Source organism: Brevibacillus ruminantium, from assembly GCF_023746555.1.
Taxonomy (GTDB): domain Bacteria; phylum Bacillota; class Bacilli; order Brevibacillales; family Brevibacillaceae; genus Brevibacillus; species Brevibacillus ruminantium.
In genome coordinates this window covers 1,363,076-1,380,541 of sequence record NZ_CP098755.1, presented here as the reverse complement: position 1 = coordinate 1,380,541, position 17,466 = coordinate 1,363,076, and the positions used below count along the sequence as shown (strand labels likewise).

Sequence of the window (17,466 nt, the reverse complement as noted above, 5' to 3'; positions counted from 1 at the left end):
TTCCAGTATACATCTACAAATCGATCACTGGAATCTCCTTCTCAGGTGAAGTCGGGGTGACGGCCTTGCCTCCCTCTCGGACCAGCGTGTAGTATTCATAGCACCCGATCACGCCGCTGTCTCCATTCATCACGCCTGGGTAGGCACGATTGACCGAGTATTCCTGGCTTTGGTGGGCACGCAGCGCTTCCGCCTTTTGTTCACGGTACAGCGTAATGTCCACCTTTCCCGTGATGGGAACAGCCGGCCTCGGCCCCTTGTCCGGGCAATGATCGTAGTAATGAGGAATCGATACAAAATAAAGCGAGGGGTACTCTTCCTCGCGCAAATGCAGTTCCGCCCTTTCTACGGCTGCAGCAGTCGCATTGGATGCAGCGATATGGTCGGGATGACCTGTGACACCATCCGGCGGAAACGTCACCACCACATTTGGTTTCCACGCCACGATCAATTGACAGATGCGCTCCGCAAGCTCTTCCGGTTCCACTGCTGACAATCCACCATCCGGATAGCGAAGCAGCTCCAGCTTTCCGATCCCCAAAACGTCGGCTGCACACGAAAGCTCCTGTTCCCGGTGCCGGGCCAGCTCCTCCCGGCAGTTGATCGGAAACGGTCCCGGACGCCCCTTGCAGCCGGAAGTGACGCAAATCAGACACGTCTCATGCCCCACCTCTCTGCACCTTGCCAATGTCCCGGCACACGCGAAGGATTCGTCGTCAGGATGGGGAAACACAAACATTAACCGCTTCATGATTTTCACCTCAATGTTTCTCGGTTCTCCCTTTGAGATATGCCAATCCTTTGGCAATTACACCGTAAATAGGTTCATTTTGTGCCTTGTCGATCACAACCTGGGGAGCCGCCGAGCGGATTCGCTGCAGGACGATAGAACGGACCCGCTCATCGTTCTGCAGCACGCCTCCCTGAAGGATCATTTTGAACGGCTCTTTGTTCATGCAAAGCCGCTCCATCACTGCCCTGGCCGCATGAAACAGTTCTTCGCCCGCCTTCTCCAAAATACCCAGGGCAACAGCGTCTCCGCGGTCGGCGGCCTGGCTGACGAGAAGGGAGAGCTCCCCGATTTTGTCGACAGAGTATTGCGAACCGTATGTCCAGTTAAACAGCTCTTCTACGTGCGAAAGACCGATATGCGGCGGCAGCAGGTCAGTGAGCGCAGTCTGACGTCCGCGACCATCCGCAGCTTTCAGCACCGCCGTGACCGCTTGCTTGCCGATCCAATAGCCGCTGCCTTCGTCTCCGACCCGATGGCCCCACCCGCCAGATCTGGCCGTTTCCCCCGCCTTGTTTACACCGAAGGCAATCGAGCCGGTGCCGGCGATAACGAGAATCCCCGGCTCCCCGTTTGTCGCACCTAAAAGAGCCGCGAAGCCATCGTTTTCTACCAGCAGGTGACGCACCTTTATTTGCAGCTTTTGCAGGACGGCAACCACCATTTCCGTGATCACTCGCCGGTCGTATTCCGTATCCAGACCTGCAAGTCCGAACACCGCACATTCAATCTCCAGTGTTTTCGTCCCCAGCGTCTGGATATCCTCCTGATTTCCGCGCTCACTTGCCTGCAAAGACGGCGGCGCTTCAGCCGTGCTCCCTGATTTCTGCCAGACTACGGCTTCCTGCAACGCTGCCCGTATCGCTGCTTCCAGTTCCCGTGCTGCCATCTCTCTGCCGATGCCCTGGTAGTTGCAGGAGCCTGCACGCCCTGTTCCCACGATCTGTTGCGAGTCGTCTACCAATACGGCCAGACACTTTGTTCCCCCGCCGTCCACGGCCAAAAGGGGAATGCGTGTCACGGTCATCATGCTTCACTCCATTCGGACGTGACCTGATCGAGAAAACGCATGGCTTGATGAGCGGATTCCTTCTCTGCTGCAAGCCAGGCCGTCTCGGCTTGACCGTCTTGTGTGCGCTGGGCGATCATCCGTCTCATTTCATCAGGACTGGGACCTCCGAGAAGCTTGCGAATGGCGACAAAATGAACCGGATCAAGGGCCTGCCGCAGTTCTTGCTCAGTCAGGGCAAGGCATTTGCCAATCACAGCTTGAGCCGCCTCCTGAACCAGATCGAGCCCGATTTCATCTGCCCGAAGTCCGCGTGCCATCGCTTCTTTTACCACTCGGCTGACGATGTGGTGCGAGGTGCGGAAAGACAAGCGATCCGTTCGTACAAGGGTATCAGCCAATTCGGTTACAGTGGCGAAGCTGCCTTTGGCCCGCTCCAGCAGACCTTGTTTGTTCACGTCCATCGTTCCCACCACGCAGGCCATCAGACGGTACATCTGATCGAGAACGGAAAGGCAGCGCCACGCGTACGGCTGCATGTCATCCTCTGTATCGACGATGTCGCCGAACGGTGTATTGTGCATCATCGTCAAAACGGTGGCCGCATTGCCAGCGCCGGACGACAACAGCGACCGCATATGTTCAAAAGAAACCGGATTGCGTTTCTGCGGCATGATAGAGCTGATCTGGACATACGGGCTTGCCACTTTCAACACGGCAAACTCCTGCGTACACCACTGCAGCATGTCTTGAACGGTCCGTCCCAGGTTAATCGATGCCAGCTGCACAGCCGTTGCAATCTCGCCCAAATAGTCAGCTCCGCCGATGGCATCGTACGCATTTTCCACCAGCTCATCGAACGCAAGCAGATTCATCACACGTTCGCGGCTGATCGGGAAGCCGGAGGTCGTGAGCGCTGCGGCTCCCATCGGACTTCGGTTGCAGGTGCGGTATGCGCTGATCAACCGCTGGATATCCCGCGTCAGCGAATCGACGACGGCCAGTATGTAATGAGCCATGGTCGTCGGCTGGGCCTGCTGCGTATGCGTATAGCCGATCATCACTGTTTCCGCGTGTTCATCTGCAAAGCGGAGCAGTTGCTCTTTCAGGGCGATAGCTGACGTGAGGGTCACCAGCAATTTTTCCCGCAGTACCATCCGGTAAATGGTGACCCCCATGTCATTGCGGCTGCGGGCCAGATGCAGATTACCCGCCACATCTCCCGCCAGCTCCAGAAGCTTGCTCTCCACCTGAAAGAACAAATCCTCAAACTGTCCCGTGTACGAGGAGCAGCGCAGCTCCTCCAGATCGATTCCGCTCAAAGCACGGGCGATCTGTCTCGCTTCGTCATCCGTGATCAGCTCTTGTTCACGCAGCATGACGAGATGGGCCTTGTTGATCGCCATCATCGGCGTCAACAGATGGGTTTTGGCTTCCGTAAAGGCGGGCTCCAATACGGCTTCGACGTACGTCTTTCCAGGGAAATGGTCCCCTTCCATTTGAAAGATGCTTTCTTTCGTATTCATTGAAGTTCTCCTTCCCTGACATTGCTTCTGCCAACGTTTTCTCTTTGCAGAGGAGTCATCCACAAAGGAGGGAAATCGGGAGTGTCCTGCGAACAGGGCGCCTCCCGCTCCCGACAGCTTCCATAGCCTTAGCTCTACACGCAAAGCATTCCTGTACGGCTGCTGGAACACTGCACACTTTTTGCTGAATGCTGCTCGCTACCTCTTTCGGTATCCTCATCCCTACGAGAGATGTACCTGTTTTGGAAGTACGCTGAACGTATACAGTCCGGCTGTATCGGCCCGCTTTTTGCTCACTGCTTCAAACTCACCATGTTGACAAACAGGCGAATCGCACCAGGCACAAGTCCCGGGATTTCACGGTACCAGACCAGTGAGCTGTACGTGTACGTTCCCTTGCCATAGTTGGCCGTGAGGAACGTGCCCGTAAACTCTTCTTCTCCAGGGTCGCCGTTTTGAATCAGCTCGACGTACTCTTTCCCCCACTTCGACGGATTGTACGCGGAACGGTCCTGAATCCAGTGATCCCAGTCGGCATCGGTAATCCTGTTCGGCGTGTTAAAGATCTTGTGATCCGGTGCAAGCATCGTGACCTTCGAGTTTTCGTCCGTCACCCGCCATTCGATCAACGGCGTCCCAATCGTGATCGGATATGGAGCCAGCTCCGGCTTCCATTTGTCCTCCGGTTTGTGGTACTGGACGACCAGGTTGCCGCCATTTTCTACGTATTTCAGCAGGCGGGCATTGCTCGGGATCAGCTCCGGTCTGAAGCCATAGGCGCGGATACCCAGCACAATCGCGTCGAATTGACTGAGATCACCTGACTCGATGTCCTTGGCACTGAGCGGAACCACGTTGACGCCAACTAACTGCAGATATTGATCGATGTTGTCAAAGCCGCTGGAGACATACCCGACTTTTATGCCTTCCGGAATGTTTAGATCAAATGCCTGGATGGTTACCTCTGCCGGCTGGACAAAATAGGTCGTACCGATATGCGGGTAGCGGATGACCTGCGCACCGTGACGCGACTCTTTTCCATTGCCCCTGGCCACGGCCGTAATCGTATACTGATCCGGTTTCACCGCGGCAGACGGCTTTACAGTGAAGGCGACCGACTTTGTCTCTCCTTTCGCCTCAAAAGAGACAGGAGCAGACTTTGGTTCGGCGGTCCAGCCGCTTGGCAGTGCCAGTGTAATCTCCGCGTTGGCTTTGCCCGGATGATAGTTTTTGGCGGTCACCTTGACCGGGATCACTTCATATGGCTTAAACGTATTCCAGACCGTGGCACTCGGACTGGTCGACAGGGAGAATCCCGGCAGCACGGCAACGGCATCTGAAGGAACGGCGTTTGTGACGGAGGTGGAGCCGAATGCGGCCACCGCGACATCTGCCGTCATCACAGGCTTTTCATAGGGATGAAAATAGGCTTCATTATCGGGCACTGTCACCTCATATACCGCTTTGGCTGTCTGGTTGTAGCCAAGCTGGCTTACACTGGTGGAGCCTACGGCCTTTGCCTTCCAGCCTGTCGGGACATGAAGCTGCAGCTTGACCTGATCCCACTTCACTTGCCCGCCGTTGTAAGCAGTGACGGTTACCTGCGTCGTCTGTCCCGCTACCAGTTCGCCCGTCTCCGGCTTTACCTTGGCCACCAGGGACAGTGCCTCGGCGCTTGCTTTGTTCAGTTGTTCTTCCTTCTCTTTCAGGCGATGGAGCAGATCTGCCCTGACCCCATCGCCCAGATTGGCTGCCTGGACTGCTGCTTTCGCCTGCTGGACATCGGTCAGCATCTTGTGCACTTTTTCAGCCACCCGGGCAAAGCTGGGATAGGCCGCGATTACCTCGTCGGCATCCTTTTGCAATTTGGACAGATCCGCAGCCAGCTTGCCGCCTCCCGGAGCTCCTCTCACTTCATCGGCCAGATCTTCAAATGTATAGGCAATCCCTTCAAAGAAATCGGGTTCTTTTGCTGCTGTTTTGTTTTCCTTCCCTTTTGCGTTCAGTCCATCAACCGATTTCTCCAGCTTGTAATAATTAAAGCCGGGTCCCTCGTCGTAGTGGCGACCCATCCCCTGACTCTTGTGCATGAACCGGGACTCCTCGCCTAACTGGAGGTACGACGCTCCGTAAATCTCGTCGTACTCGCCAACCGGCACGCGGACATCATACTCTTTCTCCGACGCCGGAACGTACAGCTTTTTCACCTGCCAGGGAGCCAGCCCTCGCTCCAGATGCTCCGGGAAAACGCGCGGATCGGCTGCATCCTCAAAGGCCCTTACCGTAATCACATTAATGGCCCGGTGATGCCCATGCGTGGAGGGCACGTTCAGAAATGCCGGAATCAGCACATCCGGCCGATGCTCGCGAATCTTGCGGATCAGCCGCTCATAGACCTCTTCTTCTCCCCACTTTTCCAGTGTTTCGTCTGGACTTTTGGAAAACCCGAAGTCGTAGATGGGATCATTCGTATCTTCGCTGAGAATCCCCAGCTTGACATTGGTCACCTTGGACGCCTCTTCCAGCTCTCTGGTGCGGATGATGCCGAGCGCGTTATTCAGCTCGCTGCCGATCTCGTTTTGTCCCCCTTCTCCCCGGTTCGCAATGATGCTGGACGTTTCCACCCCTTTTCCCAGCGACAGATACGCCAGCGTAGCGCTGTGCTCGTCGTCGGGATGGGCTCCGGTGTTCATCGCACTGGCGATCGTGGTCAGCGGTTTGATCGCTTTCCACAGGTCAACGACTCCCCGGTCTGCGTGCGCAGTATGGGGTGCCAGCGGCAGGACGAGACTGCCAGCCAGCGCAACGGCTGTAGTGACGGAAAACAGCTTGGCAAAAGTCCCCTTTCTCAATGAACGCTCCTCCATTTCTTCTGTAAGATGATCTATCATGCAGAAAGCTGCCTGCATTATCAATCATGGCCCCAAAGCCGGCTCATTCATGCTGACGCCATGGATTGACCCACGGAAGAAAAACGGAAATGCCTGAGAATTTTTTTTGCAAATCGGTGACGATGCTGCCTTACTGCTTTTGACTGATCATGTTGACAAAGAGCCGGAACGCTCCGGGAACGAGCTGGGGAATCTCCCGGAACCAGGCCAGCGAGCTGTACGTGTAGATTCCCTTGCCGTAAGGAGCGGTCAAAAAGATGCCGCGAAATTCCGGTTCGCCTGGATCGCTGGTCGCGATCAGCTCGGTATACTCGCTGCCCCAGCGGGACGGGTTGTAGATCGAGCGCTCTTGTACCCAGCCGTCCCAATCCGCTGAAGTGATTTGATTCGGAAAGTGGAACAGCGGATGCGCCGGTGCCAAAATGCGGACAGGCGAGTGTTCGTCGGTCACGCGCCAGTCAATCAGGGACTCGCCGATAAAAATCGGATAAGGGGCAAGCTGTGGCTTCCATTTGTCCTCCGGCTTGTGGTACTGGACGACGAGGGTTCCCCCGTCTTCCACGTATTTCAGCAGCCTTTGGTTGCTTGCGATCAGCTCTTTTCGAAAACCGTAGGCGCGGATGCCGAGCACGATCGTGTCGTAGCGGGACAAATCGCCTGACTGGATATCGCTCTCGTCCAGATTGACGCAGTGAACGCCAACCGAACGAAGGTATTTGTCGATATTGTCAAAACCGCTGGAGACGTAGCCGACCCGCTGGTTCTCCGGGATTGCCAGATCAAAAGCCTGTACGGTCAATTCCGCAGGGCGAATAAAATAGCTGCGCCCCACATGGGGGTATTCGATCACCTGTACGTCCCGCGAAACTTCTACGCTTCCATCAGCAGCGACAATTAGAGCAGACAGCAGGTACTTTCCATTTTCTACCTGTTCATGTGGACGCACCGTAAAGGAGACGGTCTGCGACTCCCCGCGAAACGAAAAAGGCAGTTCGGCTACGGGCGGTTCAGCCTCCCAGCCTGGTGGCACCTGCAGGGAAACCTTCGGCTGGTGCACCCCGTGCCGATACTGCTTCACCGTAACAGTAACCGGGATCGCTTCGTCCTGGCGCAGTGTGTTCAGGACAATCGCCGATGGCGTCAATGCAACCGCGTAAGGAGGCAGGACAGCGACACTGGCATCCGGCTCGACGCGAATCGCCGCCGCTGTATCAAAGGCAAAATAATGAGCCTCAACATCAAAAACCGGCGGCTTGTAAGGGTGAAACAAAGGAGCTTCGGCAGGGATTTTTAATTCATACACGGCGCAAACGGTCTGGTTGTAGCCCACTTTGGGAAAGCAGGTGGGCGTCAGCGGCTTGGCCGTCCACTCATCCGGCACGCGCAAGCGAAGCTGTACATGCTCGACATCCGTCGAGCCGCCATTGTAGGCCGTCACCGTTACGGTTGTCGTCTGACCGCCGACCAGCTCACCCGTCTCCGGCTTGATTTTAACGACGAGCGAAAGCGCTTCGGCGCTGGCCTGATTGAGCTGGGCTTCCTTGACCCCGAGACGATAGAGGAGATCCACAATCATCGCCTCGCCCAATGACGACGAAGCTACTTCCTCCTGGGCGACGCGAAGAAGGGCTTTCATACGGTGGACGCGGGCAGCCACTTCGGAAAACCGGGGGTAGGCCTCCAGCACATCCAGCGCCGCTTCATGCAGGCGTTGCAGGGCTTCTGCGGCGTCTGCTGCGCCCTTTTCCGCCACTTCCGCTGCCAAATCGGCCAGGGTAAACGGCAGTCCGGAGAAAAAATCACGTTCTTTCCGCTGGGCAGCGATGACCGACGCCTCCAAGCGGTAGTAATTGTAGGTCGGCCCTTCATCATAGTGAACACCCATGCCCTGGGTTTTGTGCATGAAGCGGGACCGCTCCCCCAGCTGCACATAGGAGGCCCCGTAGGTTTGGTCATACTCTCCTACCGGCACCGCCACATGGTAATCTTCGGCGGTGGACGGCACATAGTATTTCTTGATTTGCCATGGCAGCAGGCCCTGCTCCAGATGCTCCGGAAAAACCTGGGGATCTGCCGCTTCGCGGAAGGCTCGCTCTGTCAAAATGGTGATTGCGCGATGATGACCATGTGTCGTCGGTTCATTTTCAAAGCAAGGAATGACGACATCGGGCCGCAGCTCCCGAATCTTGCGGACCAGTCGCTCGTAAACAACGCCCTCGCCCCATTTCTCCAATGTCTCCTCCGCCGATTTGGAAAAGCCGAAGTCATAGATCGGATCGTAAAAATCCTCGCTGAGAATGCCCAGCGTGACATTGCTTTTTGCCGAAGCCTCCTCCAGCTCCCTGGTTCGAATAATCCCCAGTGCACTGCCCAGCTCGCAGCCGATTTCATTTTGGCCGCCTTCTCCCCGCGTTGCAATGATACTGGACGTCTGCACCCCTTTTCCCAATGCCAGATAGGCCAGCATCGAGCTGTGCTCATCGTCGGGATGGGCCCCTGTATTCATCGCGCTGGCAATCGTCGCGAGCGGCTTGATCGCCGTCCACAGATCGATCAGCCCGTGCTCACCATGCAGAGGGCGGGCGGAGACGGGAATCGGCGGATAATCGACGGTATTCCCCATCCCTGCAAGTATTTTCTTCCCCCTTGCGCTGCCTGCTTCCACGCAAAGCTCCTCCTTTGCCGGCATCCGCCTGCCTAGACAGCAGAGCTTGCATTGTCGCCGGTCAATTTTCTGGAGATGAAGAGTACGATGATGATGACAGCGATCTGCAACACTCCGTACGCGCATGCGGTGCCGAATTCAAATGAATACATCCTCTGGAAAATCGCCACGGAGAGCGGTGTCGTCCGCGGCGTAAAGATCAGGATGGACGCGACGAACTCCCCGATACACTGGACAAATGCCAGCAGCGTCCCGGCCAAAATCCCGGCAAATGCCATCGGAAACACGACCCGGCGAAAGCTGTACCACCACGATGCTCCCAGATTGCGGGCTGCCTCCTCGACAGACGGGTCCATCTGCATCAGGGTCGCCGAGGTGGAGCGGAAGACCAGGGGCAGATGGCGGACAAAGTAGGCCAGCGGTATGATCCAGAAGGTGCCGATCAACACCTGATTAAAGCTGAATACCGTCGGCTCGCTGAAGGCTGCGATCAAATTGACGGCAACCACGGTGCCAGGCAGTGCCCAAGGCAGCATGATCAGCACGTCTAACAGGGTTTTCCCGCGAAAGCGCATGCGAACCATCGCGTATGCCGCCGCCACTCCAAACAGGACAATCCCGATCGTCGCAATGCCGCTGAGCTGCAAACTGTTCATGATCGGACGCCAGGTCTTTTTGTCGGTAAACAGGTCGAGGTAGTGATCCAGCGTATATTTCGGCGGCAAAATCTGAACAGTCCAGGTGCCGTCTACAGAGAAGGAAATCAGCACCAGCACGAGGATCGGCAGCATCAAGATCACGACTCCCAGAAAGGCCAGTACCATCGAGATATAGCGGCCAGTCTTGCTGGTGATTTCCGTTCGGTGTACGCTGATGCCTTTGCTCAGATTCTGATAATTGCGCGCTCCCTGATACCAGCGCATCAACAGCAGGAAGGCGACGGAGACGATCGAGAGAATCGTCGACTGCGCTGCGGCCATGTCCAGATCGCCATTGGTGCGTGACAGGTAAATCTGCATGGTCATCGTCCGATCAATCCCAAAAATCAACGGAGCGGTGTAGGAAGCCATGGAGATCATGAAGACCAGAAGCGACGACGCCACCAGCGCCGGAGTCAGCATCGGCAGGATGACGCGTCTCCAAACCGTTAGGCGTCCGGCTCCGAGGCTCGCTGCCGCCTCTTCAAGCGACGGGTCGAGGCCCTTGATCGCCGCTGAGGCCGTCATGAAGAAATAGGTGTACATCGTAAAGGTGTGGACCACGACCACGCCCCATATCCCTTTTAAGGAAAAGGGCACCTGCGCCAGTCCAAAAAGCTCTTTGAGCGCGCGGGGGAAAATCCCGCTCTCTCCGTACAGAAAAGTAAACGACAACACGCCGATCAGCGGCGGCAGGGCCATCGGCACCAACACCAGTACAGAGAGGATCTTGCGTCCGGGAAATTCGTACCGCTCCAGCAGGAAAGCCATCGTCACGCCGACAATCCCGCAGGTGATGACGCTTAAAACAGAGATATAAATGCTGGTCCACAGCGCTTCCAGATTGGCTGTGTGCTCCAGGCTGAAGAAGCGGATGTAGTTTTTCCACGTCGTCTCTCCCTCAACCTGGATACTGGCGACAAACGTCTCCCATAGCGGATAAATCACGTACGCCAGCAAAATCAAAAACAACGGAGATACCAGTACGTACACAAACGCCGGTGAAGCGGTCAACGACATTCGCCTGGCGGGTGCAGATCTCGGCTGCAGCTCTGCTTTCATCGCTCCTCCTCCTTACCCGGCAAAGTAGATGGATTCTTTCGGTAGATACAGGGAAATGGCTTCTCCCCGCTGCTTGACCATACCGCCCTGGTTGATAAACATGCTTTTCAACTGGTGGGGTCCGACGCTGGTCACGTAGTTGACGCAGGCACCGGTAAACTCGGCAAGCGCCACGGTTCCCCTCACCACGTTCTCACCGTCCGCTCCCGCACTTTCCTTGATCACCTCGGGCCGAATTGACAAGGCTACCTTTTCTCCGACAGCCAGATGCACCTCTGGGGAAGCCTGCCGCTTTGAGCCGCACAGCGTTATGTCCGGCGTCACTTCTACGTAAACATTGTCTCCTTCGATGCCCTTTACGGTTGCCTCCCACAAATTGGTCTCGCCGATAAAAGAAGCAACAAAGCGGTTCACCGGCCGATGGTAGATGTCATGCGGCGTCCCGATTTGCTGAACAACCCCGCTGTTCATCACCATGATCCGATCCGACATCGACATCGCCTCTGCCTGATCGTGCGTAACGTAGATCGTGGTTATTCCCAGCTCCATCTGCAAGCGTTTGATTTCATAGCGAGTCTCTTCCCGCAGCTTGGCATCCAGATTGGACAGCGGTTCATCGAGCAGGAGGATTTGCGGCTCAATCACCAGCGCCCGCGCCAGTGCAACCCGCTGCTGCTGACCGCCGGATAATTGATCGATTCTCCGTCCGCTGTACCCTTCCAGCCGGACCAGCTTCATGATTTTTTCCACGCGATCCTTGATCTCTGCCTTCGTCTGCTTGCGCACCTGCAGGCCAAAGGCGATATTTTCAAACACGGTCATATGTGGAAAAAGAGCGTAGTTTTGAAAGACCATCCCGGTGTTTCGCTTGTTCGGCGGCAATCCCGTCACATCCCGGCTGCCAAACGAAATGCGTCCTTCTGTGGGAAAGTAAAAGCCGGCGATCATGCGCAGGGTGGTCGTCTTTCCGCAGCCGCTGGGGCCCAAAAACGTGAAGAATTCCCCTGATTCAATGTGAATGTGGACATCTTCGACCCCTTTGGCTTTGCCAAATCGCTTATGTACGTGATCCAGTGTTACGCTGCTCATCAGGTGTCCTCCCTCAAGCCCGGTCAACGCAATCGCATAGGGATTACGTCCAAGATAAGGCCAGACGGAGTGGTCGAAAGCCGCCCCGCCTGGTCTTCTCTGCTGCAACCGGTTATTTTTTCCCTTTGCCTTTGATGTTTTCGTCCCAATGCTGCATCCATTCTTTTTCCTTTTGGGCCATGACGCTCCAATCCAGCTCCAGCGGTTTGAGGTCCAGATTTTTCATGAAGTCAGGCAGATCGTCTTTGCTGATATCCGTGCGAGATGGGAATTGATAGCGTTCCTTGGCAAGCTGTGCAGCGATTTCCGGGCTGAACAGGAATTCGTAAAACTTCTTGGCAGCCTCAGCATTTTTCGCGCCTTTTACCAGGCCGACACCGTCAACGAGAATCGGGGCGCCGCTCTTCGGATAGATAAAGTCATACGGATGGTTATTTTGCTTGCTCTGAATCAGTACGTCCTGCAGGTTCCACAGAGAAATGACGCCTTCCTGACGGTCGAGCTTGAGGTAGAGGTTGGTTGGGTCTTGGGTGTATTCCTTGGTGTTGGCGTCCAGCTTTTTGAGCCACTCGTAGCCTTTTTCCGGGGTGTCTGGTCCTTGGCGGTAGATCATGGCGGAGTAGATGGTCCTCATCGTTCCCGATTGGAGGACGTTGCGGATCACGATTTTATCCTTGAACTTGGGATCGACAAGCTCATCCCAGTCTTGCGGGGCTTCTTCCGGCTTCAGCGCCTCCGAGTTGTACATGATGACCTCAGGCAGCAGCATTTCTCCATACCAGCGGTCCTGCGGATCTTTGTACAAATCCGGAATCTTGTCTGCAAAGGTTGGCTTGTATGCTTCCAGCAAACCCTCATCTGCTGCAGTGCTCAGTGCCGACTGCGTGCCGCCCCACCAGAAATCGGCCTGCGGGTTGGCTTTTTCCGCGCGGACGCGCTCCAGAATTTGCTGCGCGCCCATCTCCAGCGTCTCCACTTCGATATTCGGGTACTTTTCTTTAAACTTGGGCAGGACAATTTCGAAAATATTTTTGTCGCGAGCCGTGTAGACAATGATCTTTTGATCGCCTTCCGGCTCTGCCGGCTTCGCGTCACCACCGGACGGAGCTGGCTGGTTGCCGGAATTATCCGCCGGTTTGGTCTGCTCAGACTGTCCGCCGCCGGAGCAAGCAGCAACGGTCAGGGCCAGAGAGCTGGCAAACACGCCGCGCATCCATTTTTTCAAAGTGCTGTTGGACTTTTTCAAAACAAACTCCCCCTTTTTTTCTCAAAGCGGGTGCAAACATGAGAAACTCCCTTTTTGCACCGCTTCTCTACCTGTCCAGCAGTCTTGTAGACGGAAAAGCCTCCAATACGCTGTGGACGGCACCAATGAGACCTGCCTGCTGGCCGAGACTGGCCTTTTCCAGACGAGGCGCAACCGGTACCCACTCGGTCAGCCAATCGTGTATGCGCTTCACCCCTTTTTCATCGATATGGACCATCTCCCCGCTCAGGATCAGCAGCTCCGGGTTCAGAATGCTGACAATATTGGCCATTCCGTATGCCCAGTGCCGGTATACGTCATCCAGAAGTTTGACCGCTTCTGCATGTTCCTCCCGTGAGCAGCGAATCAGCGCTTCTATGACACTCGAACCTTCCTGAAGGTCAGAGAGAAATCCCTTGGCCATGCTGGCAATGCCGGGTGCAGAGTAATGCGTTTCGAAGACCCCTGACGCGCCGTCTCTTCGTACGTGATCGGGACCGATCATCATGAAGCCGATTTCACCTGCGGCCTCCCGGCTCCCCCGGTAAAATTGACCGTCCAGGATAATGCCGGAGCCGATTCCTGTCCCCACGTATATGTACACCACAGTGGCGTGACCGACACCTACCCCGCGGACGTATTCACCCAGCGTCATCATATTTACGTCATTGTCTATGATGACGGGCAAACCAAGCCGCTCCTCAATCGTCTGCTGAATCGGTGAGCCCATCCAGCCTGTGCTTGGCGAAAAGCTGACGGTGCCGCTTCCGCGCTGGGTCACACCGGGCAAGCCGACACCGATCCCGAGCAGGCGGTCCTTTTCCAAGCCGCACTCCTGCATCAGACGATCCAGCCCTTGTGTCAGCTCTTCGATGACGAATTCTCCCTGAGCCGGGAGTGACAGTCTTTTCTGAAAGCGCGCCAGAAACTGTCCCTTGAGATCCGCAATCGCCATATCCAGTGTGGAGCCATCGAATACGGCTCCGGCAATGGCGTAGGCTTGGTAGTTATACTCCAGCAGGATCGGCTTGCGGCCGCCGCGGGAGTCTCCCATGCCCACCTCGTACAGGAGGCCTTCCCGAATCATCTCTTCCACGAGAGCGGAGACACAAGGGCGGCTCAATTTCGTCTGCTTGGAGATATCCGCTCGGGATATTTGCCCGTGTGTGATAACCTGTTGCAAAATCTCTTCTTTATTCAATTTCTTGACAAGTTTGCTGCTGCCGGTTCTATTGGTAGAACGCACGCCTCGCCAATCACCACCAGAGAGTTAGTTAACCTAACTAACAAAGTTATCCAAATTATACCTGTATACGCCAGAATAGTCAAACTCTTTACATGTATATGACAAATCGGAAAGAAACAATGTCTGGGAGAAAAAGGCAATGGATTGTAAAAAAATGCCCCGCCTCGTTATTGGCGGAGCATCTACTCGTATTCTCTTACACTTTGCCATACGTCCCCCACAAGCTCGGCGAAGGTTTGGATCGCGGCCTCCTCTTTTCGCCGGTCCAGACAGATCACCGACGTTTCCGCCCGCTCCGTGAACCTGTGCAGCTCTTTGAGAGAGCCCGATTTGAGCTCTGCCTCGACCAAAGCGGTACTGAGAAAGGCTACCCCCGTTTGATTCAGCACGGCTCGCTTGATCGTCTCCTCACTGGTGCATTTGATTACAGAGGAAGGAGAATAGCTGATCTCTGACAGACACTGGCTGATAAATCCGTCCAGGTTGCACCCTTCCTGATAGGACAAGAACGGAAAGCGGTCCAATACCTCAGATAGGCTGCGGCCCGCAACCATCTTCGGCGTCGCCACGAGGGCGAAGGCTTCCAGATCCACGACGGTTGCATGGATATCCGGCACCTCACATTTCCCGGCGATGATCCCGACGTCTGCTTCGTGGTTCAGCACTTTTCGGAGGGTCTCCTGACTGTTGCAGGAAATCACCTGCAGATTAACCTGCGGATGCATGTCCAAATAGGACTTGAGCATCTGCGGCATGTACTGCGTACAGTAAAATTCCGGCGCAGCCACCACCAGATTCCCAAAGGGATTATTGAGCTGGTTCAGCTCTTCCTCCATGAGCTGGATGACAGAAAAAAGCTGCTCCGTGTACTGATTGACGATCTTGCCTGCCGGTGTGAGAAAGGTTTTTTTCCCCACCCGGTTCAACAGAGAGTGTCCCAGCTCTCTTTCCAGCGCCTGAATCTGCAGGGTGATGGTCGGCTGGCTGTACCCCAGATGCTCGGCAGCTTTGGTCAAATTCAGATGTTCGGCGACGACCTGAAAGGTCCTTAAATTACGAAGCTCCATCGTCTACACTCACTTTTTCTGAATTTAGAAAGGCGTCACGCACATTCCTTATTCCCAAAAGTGTACCCGATGGAGCGAATTTATGCTATGCCAATTTTACGTGAAAACGCGTTAAAACTGTAAGCAGCTCTTCGTTTACATCAATCCCGAGGCCCGGCGACTCGCTGAGCTTGATACAGTCGCCTTCAATCGGGAAAGCTGCTACGTCCTTGGCAAACATCCGGGGACCGACCATTTCGTTGGACCAGACGTTTTTCTTTGCCAGTGAGAGATGGGCACCCGCCGCCGTCGCCACGGCAGATTCCACCATGGAACCGATCTGCGTGCGGATTCGCGCCATTTCTGCTTGGTGAATGAGGCGAACTGCCGGATACAAACCGCCGCATTTCATCAGCTTGATATTGATCCAGTCTGCCGCATTCTTTTGAATGATCTGGCGCATCTCCTTGTCCCCCAGCAAGCCTTCATCCACCATGACTGGAATCGTGGTCTTGCTGCGAATATCCGCCATTCCGTCCAGATCGTCTGCGTGCACCGGCTGCTCGATCCAGTCAATACCGCTTGCTTTCAAATGCTTGAGCGCCTGCAGGGTTTCAGCCGTGTACCCCCATCCCTGATTGACGTCGACACGAAGTCGGATGGCTGGCCCCACAGCCTCGCGGACGGCTTGGACACGGGCAATATCGGTGGAAACATCTGTCCCAACCTTCAGCTTCAGGGTGCGGTAGCCTTCCGCTACGGCAGCCTTGGCCTCTTCCGCCATCACTTCAGGAGCCAGGATACTCATGACATAGGGAATCACAAGCTTATCATGAGAAGGTCCGCCAAGTAATCGATACAGCGGCTGTCCCGCCAGCTTGCCCATTAGATCATGGCAGGCGATATCAATCGCCGCCTTGGCGGCTGGCACTCCCTTTACCTTCTGATTCATCTTTTCATGGATCCGTTCGATGGAAAACGGGTTTTCACCGAGAACAGCGGGACCGAGGTGATGCTTGATGACCTCGATGGTGCTCCAGTAGGTTTCACCGGTCACATGCTCATCCGGTGTCGCCTCCCCGTATCCGACGATGCCCTCATCAGTTTCCAGCCGCACCAAAATGGTCGGCATCTCGCGGAACGTGTCATACGCAATGATAAATGGACGGAGCAGCGGCAGCGCAATGGCGTAGATGTCTACCGATGTAATCCGTGCCATCTCACTGGTACCTTTCGATCAGCTTGGCCAGTTTGCCTGCGTCTACGTTGCTGCCGCTGACGATGTTCAGCACTTTCTTGCCTGCCACTTCAGGGATTACCCCTTGCAGCAGGGCGGCGACGCCGACAGCGCCGGAACCCTCTACCATCAGGTGGTGCTCTTTTGCCAGCCAGTACATCGCTTGAGCGACATGCTCTTCTTCGACGAGCAGGATATCGTCCACGATCTTCAGCGCCAGGTCGAGGTTGCCTTTGGTAATGCCGCCATGCAAACCGTCAGCCAGCGAGTCGCTGTACTCCACATCGACAAGATGGCCCGCGCGGAACGAGTAATACCAAGGCGGCGAGGCATGTGTCTGAATCCCGATTACCTTCACGTCGGGATTGATCGCTTTGGCAGCGGTCGCGATCCCGCATATCAATCCACCGCCGCCCGCTGGAACGATGATCGTATCAAAATCAGGCTCTTCCAGCAGCGCCTCCAAGCCGACCGTACCTTGGCCCGCGATGATCTGATCATCCTCAAAGGCATGAACAAACGTCCTGCCTGTCTCTTCAGCAAGCTGGTACGCATGGGCCTCTGCCTCATCGTAATTGTCTCCGTGCACGACCAATTCCGCACCGTAGCGCATGATGCCCGCCTTTTTTGTCTCCGGTGCCGTCTTCGGTACGACAATCAGCGCCGAGATCCCTTTCAGGGAAGCCGCATACGCGACACCCTGGGCGTGGTTTCCGGCAGATGCCGTAATCACGCCTTTGGCCAGCTCCTCCTCGGTCAGGGATGCAATTTTATTCAATGCTCCCCGCACTTTAAAGGAGCCTGTTTTCTGCAAGCATTCCAGCTTCAGCCAGACTTCTGCTCCCGATGCAGCGGACAGGGCAGCCGAATGTTGCAGCGGGGTTTTTGTCACCTGCCCTTGCAAATCTTTATGTGCTTTGACAATATCCAAAAAAGAGACTGTTAACATGCTGTACACTCC

Annotated in this window: 12 protein-coding genes; all 12 read right to left on the bottom strand. The window is 55.5% G+C overall.

Going from position 1 to position 17,466, the window contains the following annotated elements; genetic code table 11:
• Window positions 1-13 precede the first annotated feature (13 nt).
• The 12 genes from NDK47_RS06685 to NDK47_RS06630 all read right to left on the bottom strand — a co-directional run bounded on the left by NDK47_RS06685 (window position 14) and on the right by NDK47_RS06630 (window position 17,454).
• A complete protein-coding gene (locus NDK47_RS06685; protein ID WP_251874081.1) occupies window positions 14-751 on the bottom strand; it encodes a PIG-L deacetylase family protein in 738 nt (245 codons plus the stop codon).
• A gap of 10 nt (window positions 752-761) precedes the next feature.
• Window positions 762-1,817: an N-acetylglucosamine kinase gene (locus NDK47_RS06680; protein WP_251876029.1), complete on the bottom strand. Its 1,056-nt coding sequence runs from the start codon at window positions 1,815-1,817 to the stop codon at window positions 762-764.
• On the bottom strand, window positions 1,817-3,325 hold the full coding sequence (gene argH, locus NDK47_RS06675; RefSeq protein WP_251874080.1) for an argininosuccinate lyase: 1,509 nt from the start codon (window positions 3,323-3,325) through the stop codon (window positions 1,817-1,819). Before argH ends, NDK47_RS06680 begins: the two co-directional genes overlap by 1 nt.
• Before the next feature lie 293 nt (window positions 3,326-3,618).
• Window positions 3,619-6,177, bottom strand: coding sequence for a PIG-L family deacetylase (locus tag NDK47_RS06670; RefSeq protein WP_251874079.1), 2,559 nt, complete (start codon window positions 6,175-6,177; stop codon window positions 3,619-3,621).
• 169 nt (window positions 6,178-6,346) lie between these two features.
• Entirely contained in the window at window positions 6,347-8,839 is a 2,493-nt protein-coding gene (locus tag NDK47_RS06665; RefSeq protein ID WP_251876027.1) for a PIG-L family deacetylase, read from the bottom strand.
• A gap of 74 nt (window positions 8,840-8,913) precedes the next feature.
• Window positions 8,914-10,641, bottom strand: coding sequence for an ABC transporter permease (locus tag NDK47_RS06660; RefSeq protein ID WP_251874078.1), 1,728 nt, complete (start codon window positions 10,639-10,641; stop codon window positions 8,914-8,916).
• A gap of 12 nt (window positions 10,642-10,653) precedes the next feature.
• Window positions 10,654-11,730, bottom strand: a complete 1,077-nt coding sequence (locus NDK47_RS06655) for an ABC transporter ATP-binding protein (RefSeq protein WP_251874077.1) — start codon at window positions 11,728-11,730, stop codon at window positions 10,654-10,656.
• 112 nt (window positions 11,731-11,842) lie between these two features.
• Window positions 11,843-12,976 carry an extracellular solute-binding protein gene (locus tag NDK47_RS06650; protein WP_251874076.1) on the bottom strand — a complete coding sequence of 378 codons (1,134 nt, stop codon included), beginning with the start codon at window positions 12,974-12,976 and terminating at the stop codon, window positions 11,843-11,845.
• Between the two features lie 67 nt (window positions 12,977-13,043).
• Window positions 13,044-14,222, bottom strand: coding sequence for an ROK family transcriptional regulator (locus NDK47_RS06645; RefSeq protein ID WP_251874075.1), 1,179 nt, complete (start codon window positions 14,220-14,222; stop codon window positions 13,044-13,046).
• 182 nt (window positions 14,223-14,404) lie between these two features.
• Complete coding sequence (locus NDK47_RS06640) at window positions 14,405-15,289, bottom strand: LysR family transcriptional regulator (protein WP_251874074.1); 885 nt, start codon at window positions 15,287-15,289, stop codon at window positions 14,405-14,407.
• 85 nt (window positions 15,290-15,374) lie between these two features.
• Window positions 15,375-16,487, bottom strand: a complete 1,113-nt coding sequence (locus NDK47_RS06635) for a mandelate racemase/muconate lactonizing enzyme family protein (protein WP_251874073.1) — start codon at window positions 16,485-16,487, stop codon at window positions 15,375-15,377.
• A 1-nt stretch (window position 16,488) separates the two neighbouring features.
• The gene (locus tag NDK47_RS06630; RefSeq protein WP_251874072.1) at window positions 16,489-17,454 is read right to left on the bottom strand and encodes a threonine ammonia-lyase; all 966 of its coding nucleotides are present in this window, start codon (window positions 17,452-17,454) and stop codon (window positions 16,489-16,491) included.
• Window positions 17,455-17,466: the final 12 nt, after the last annotated feature.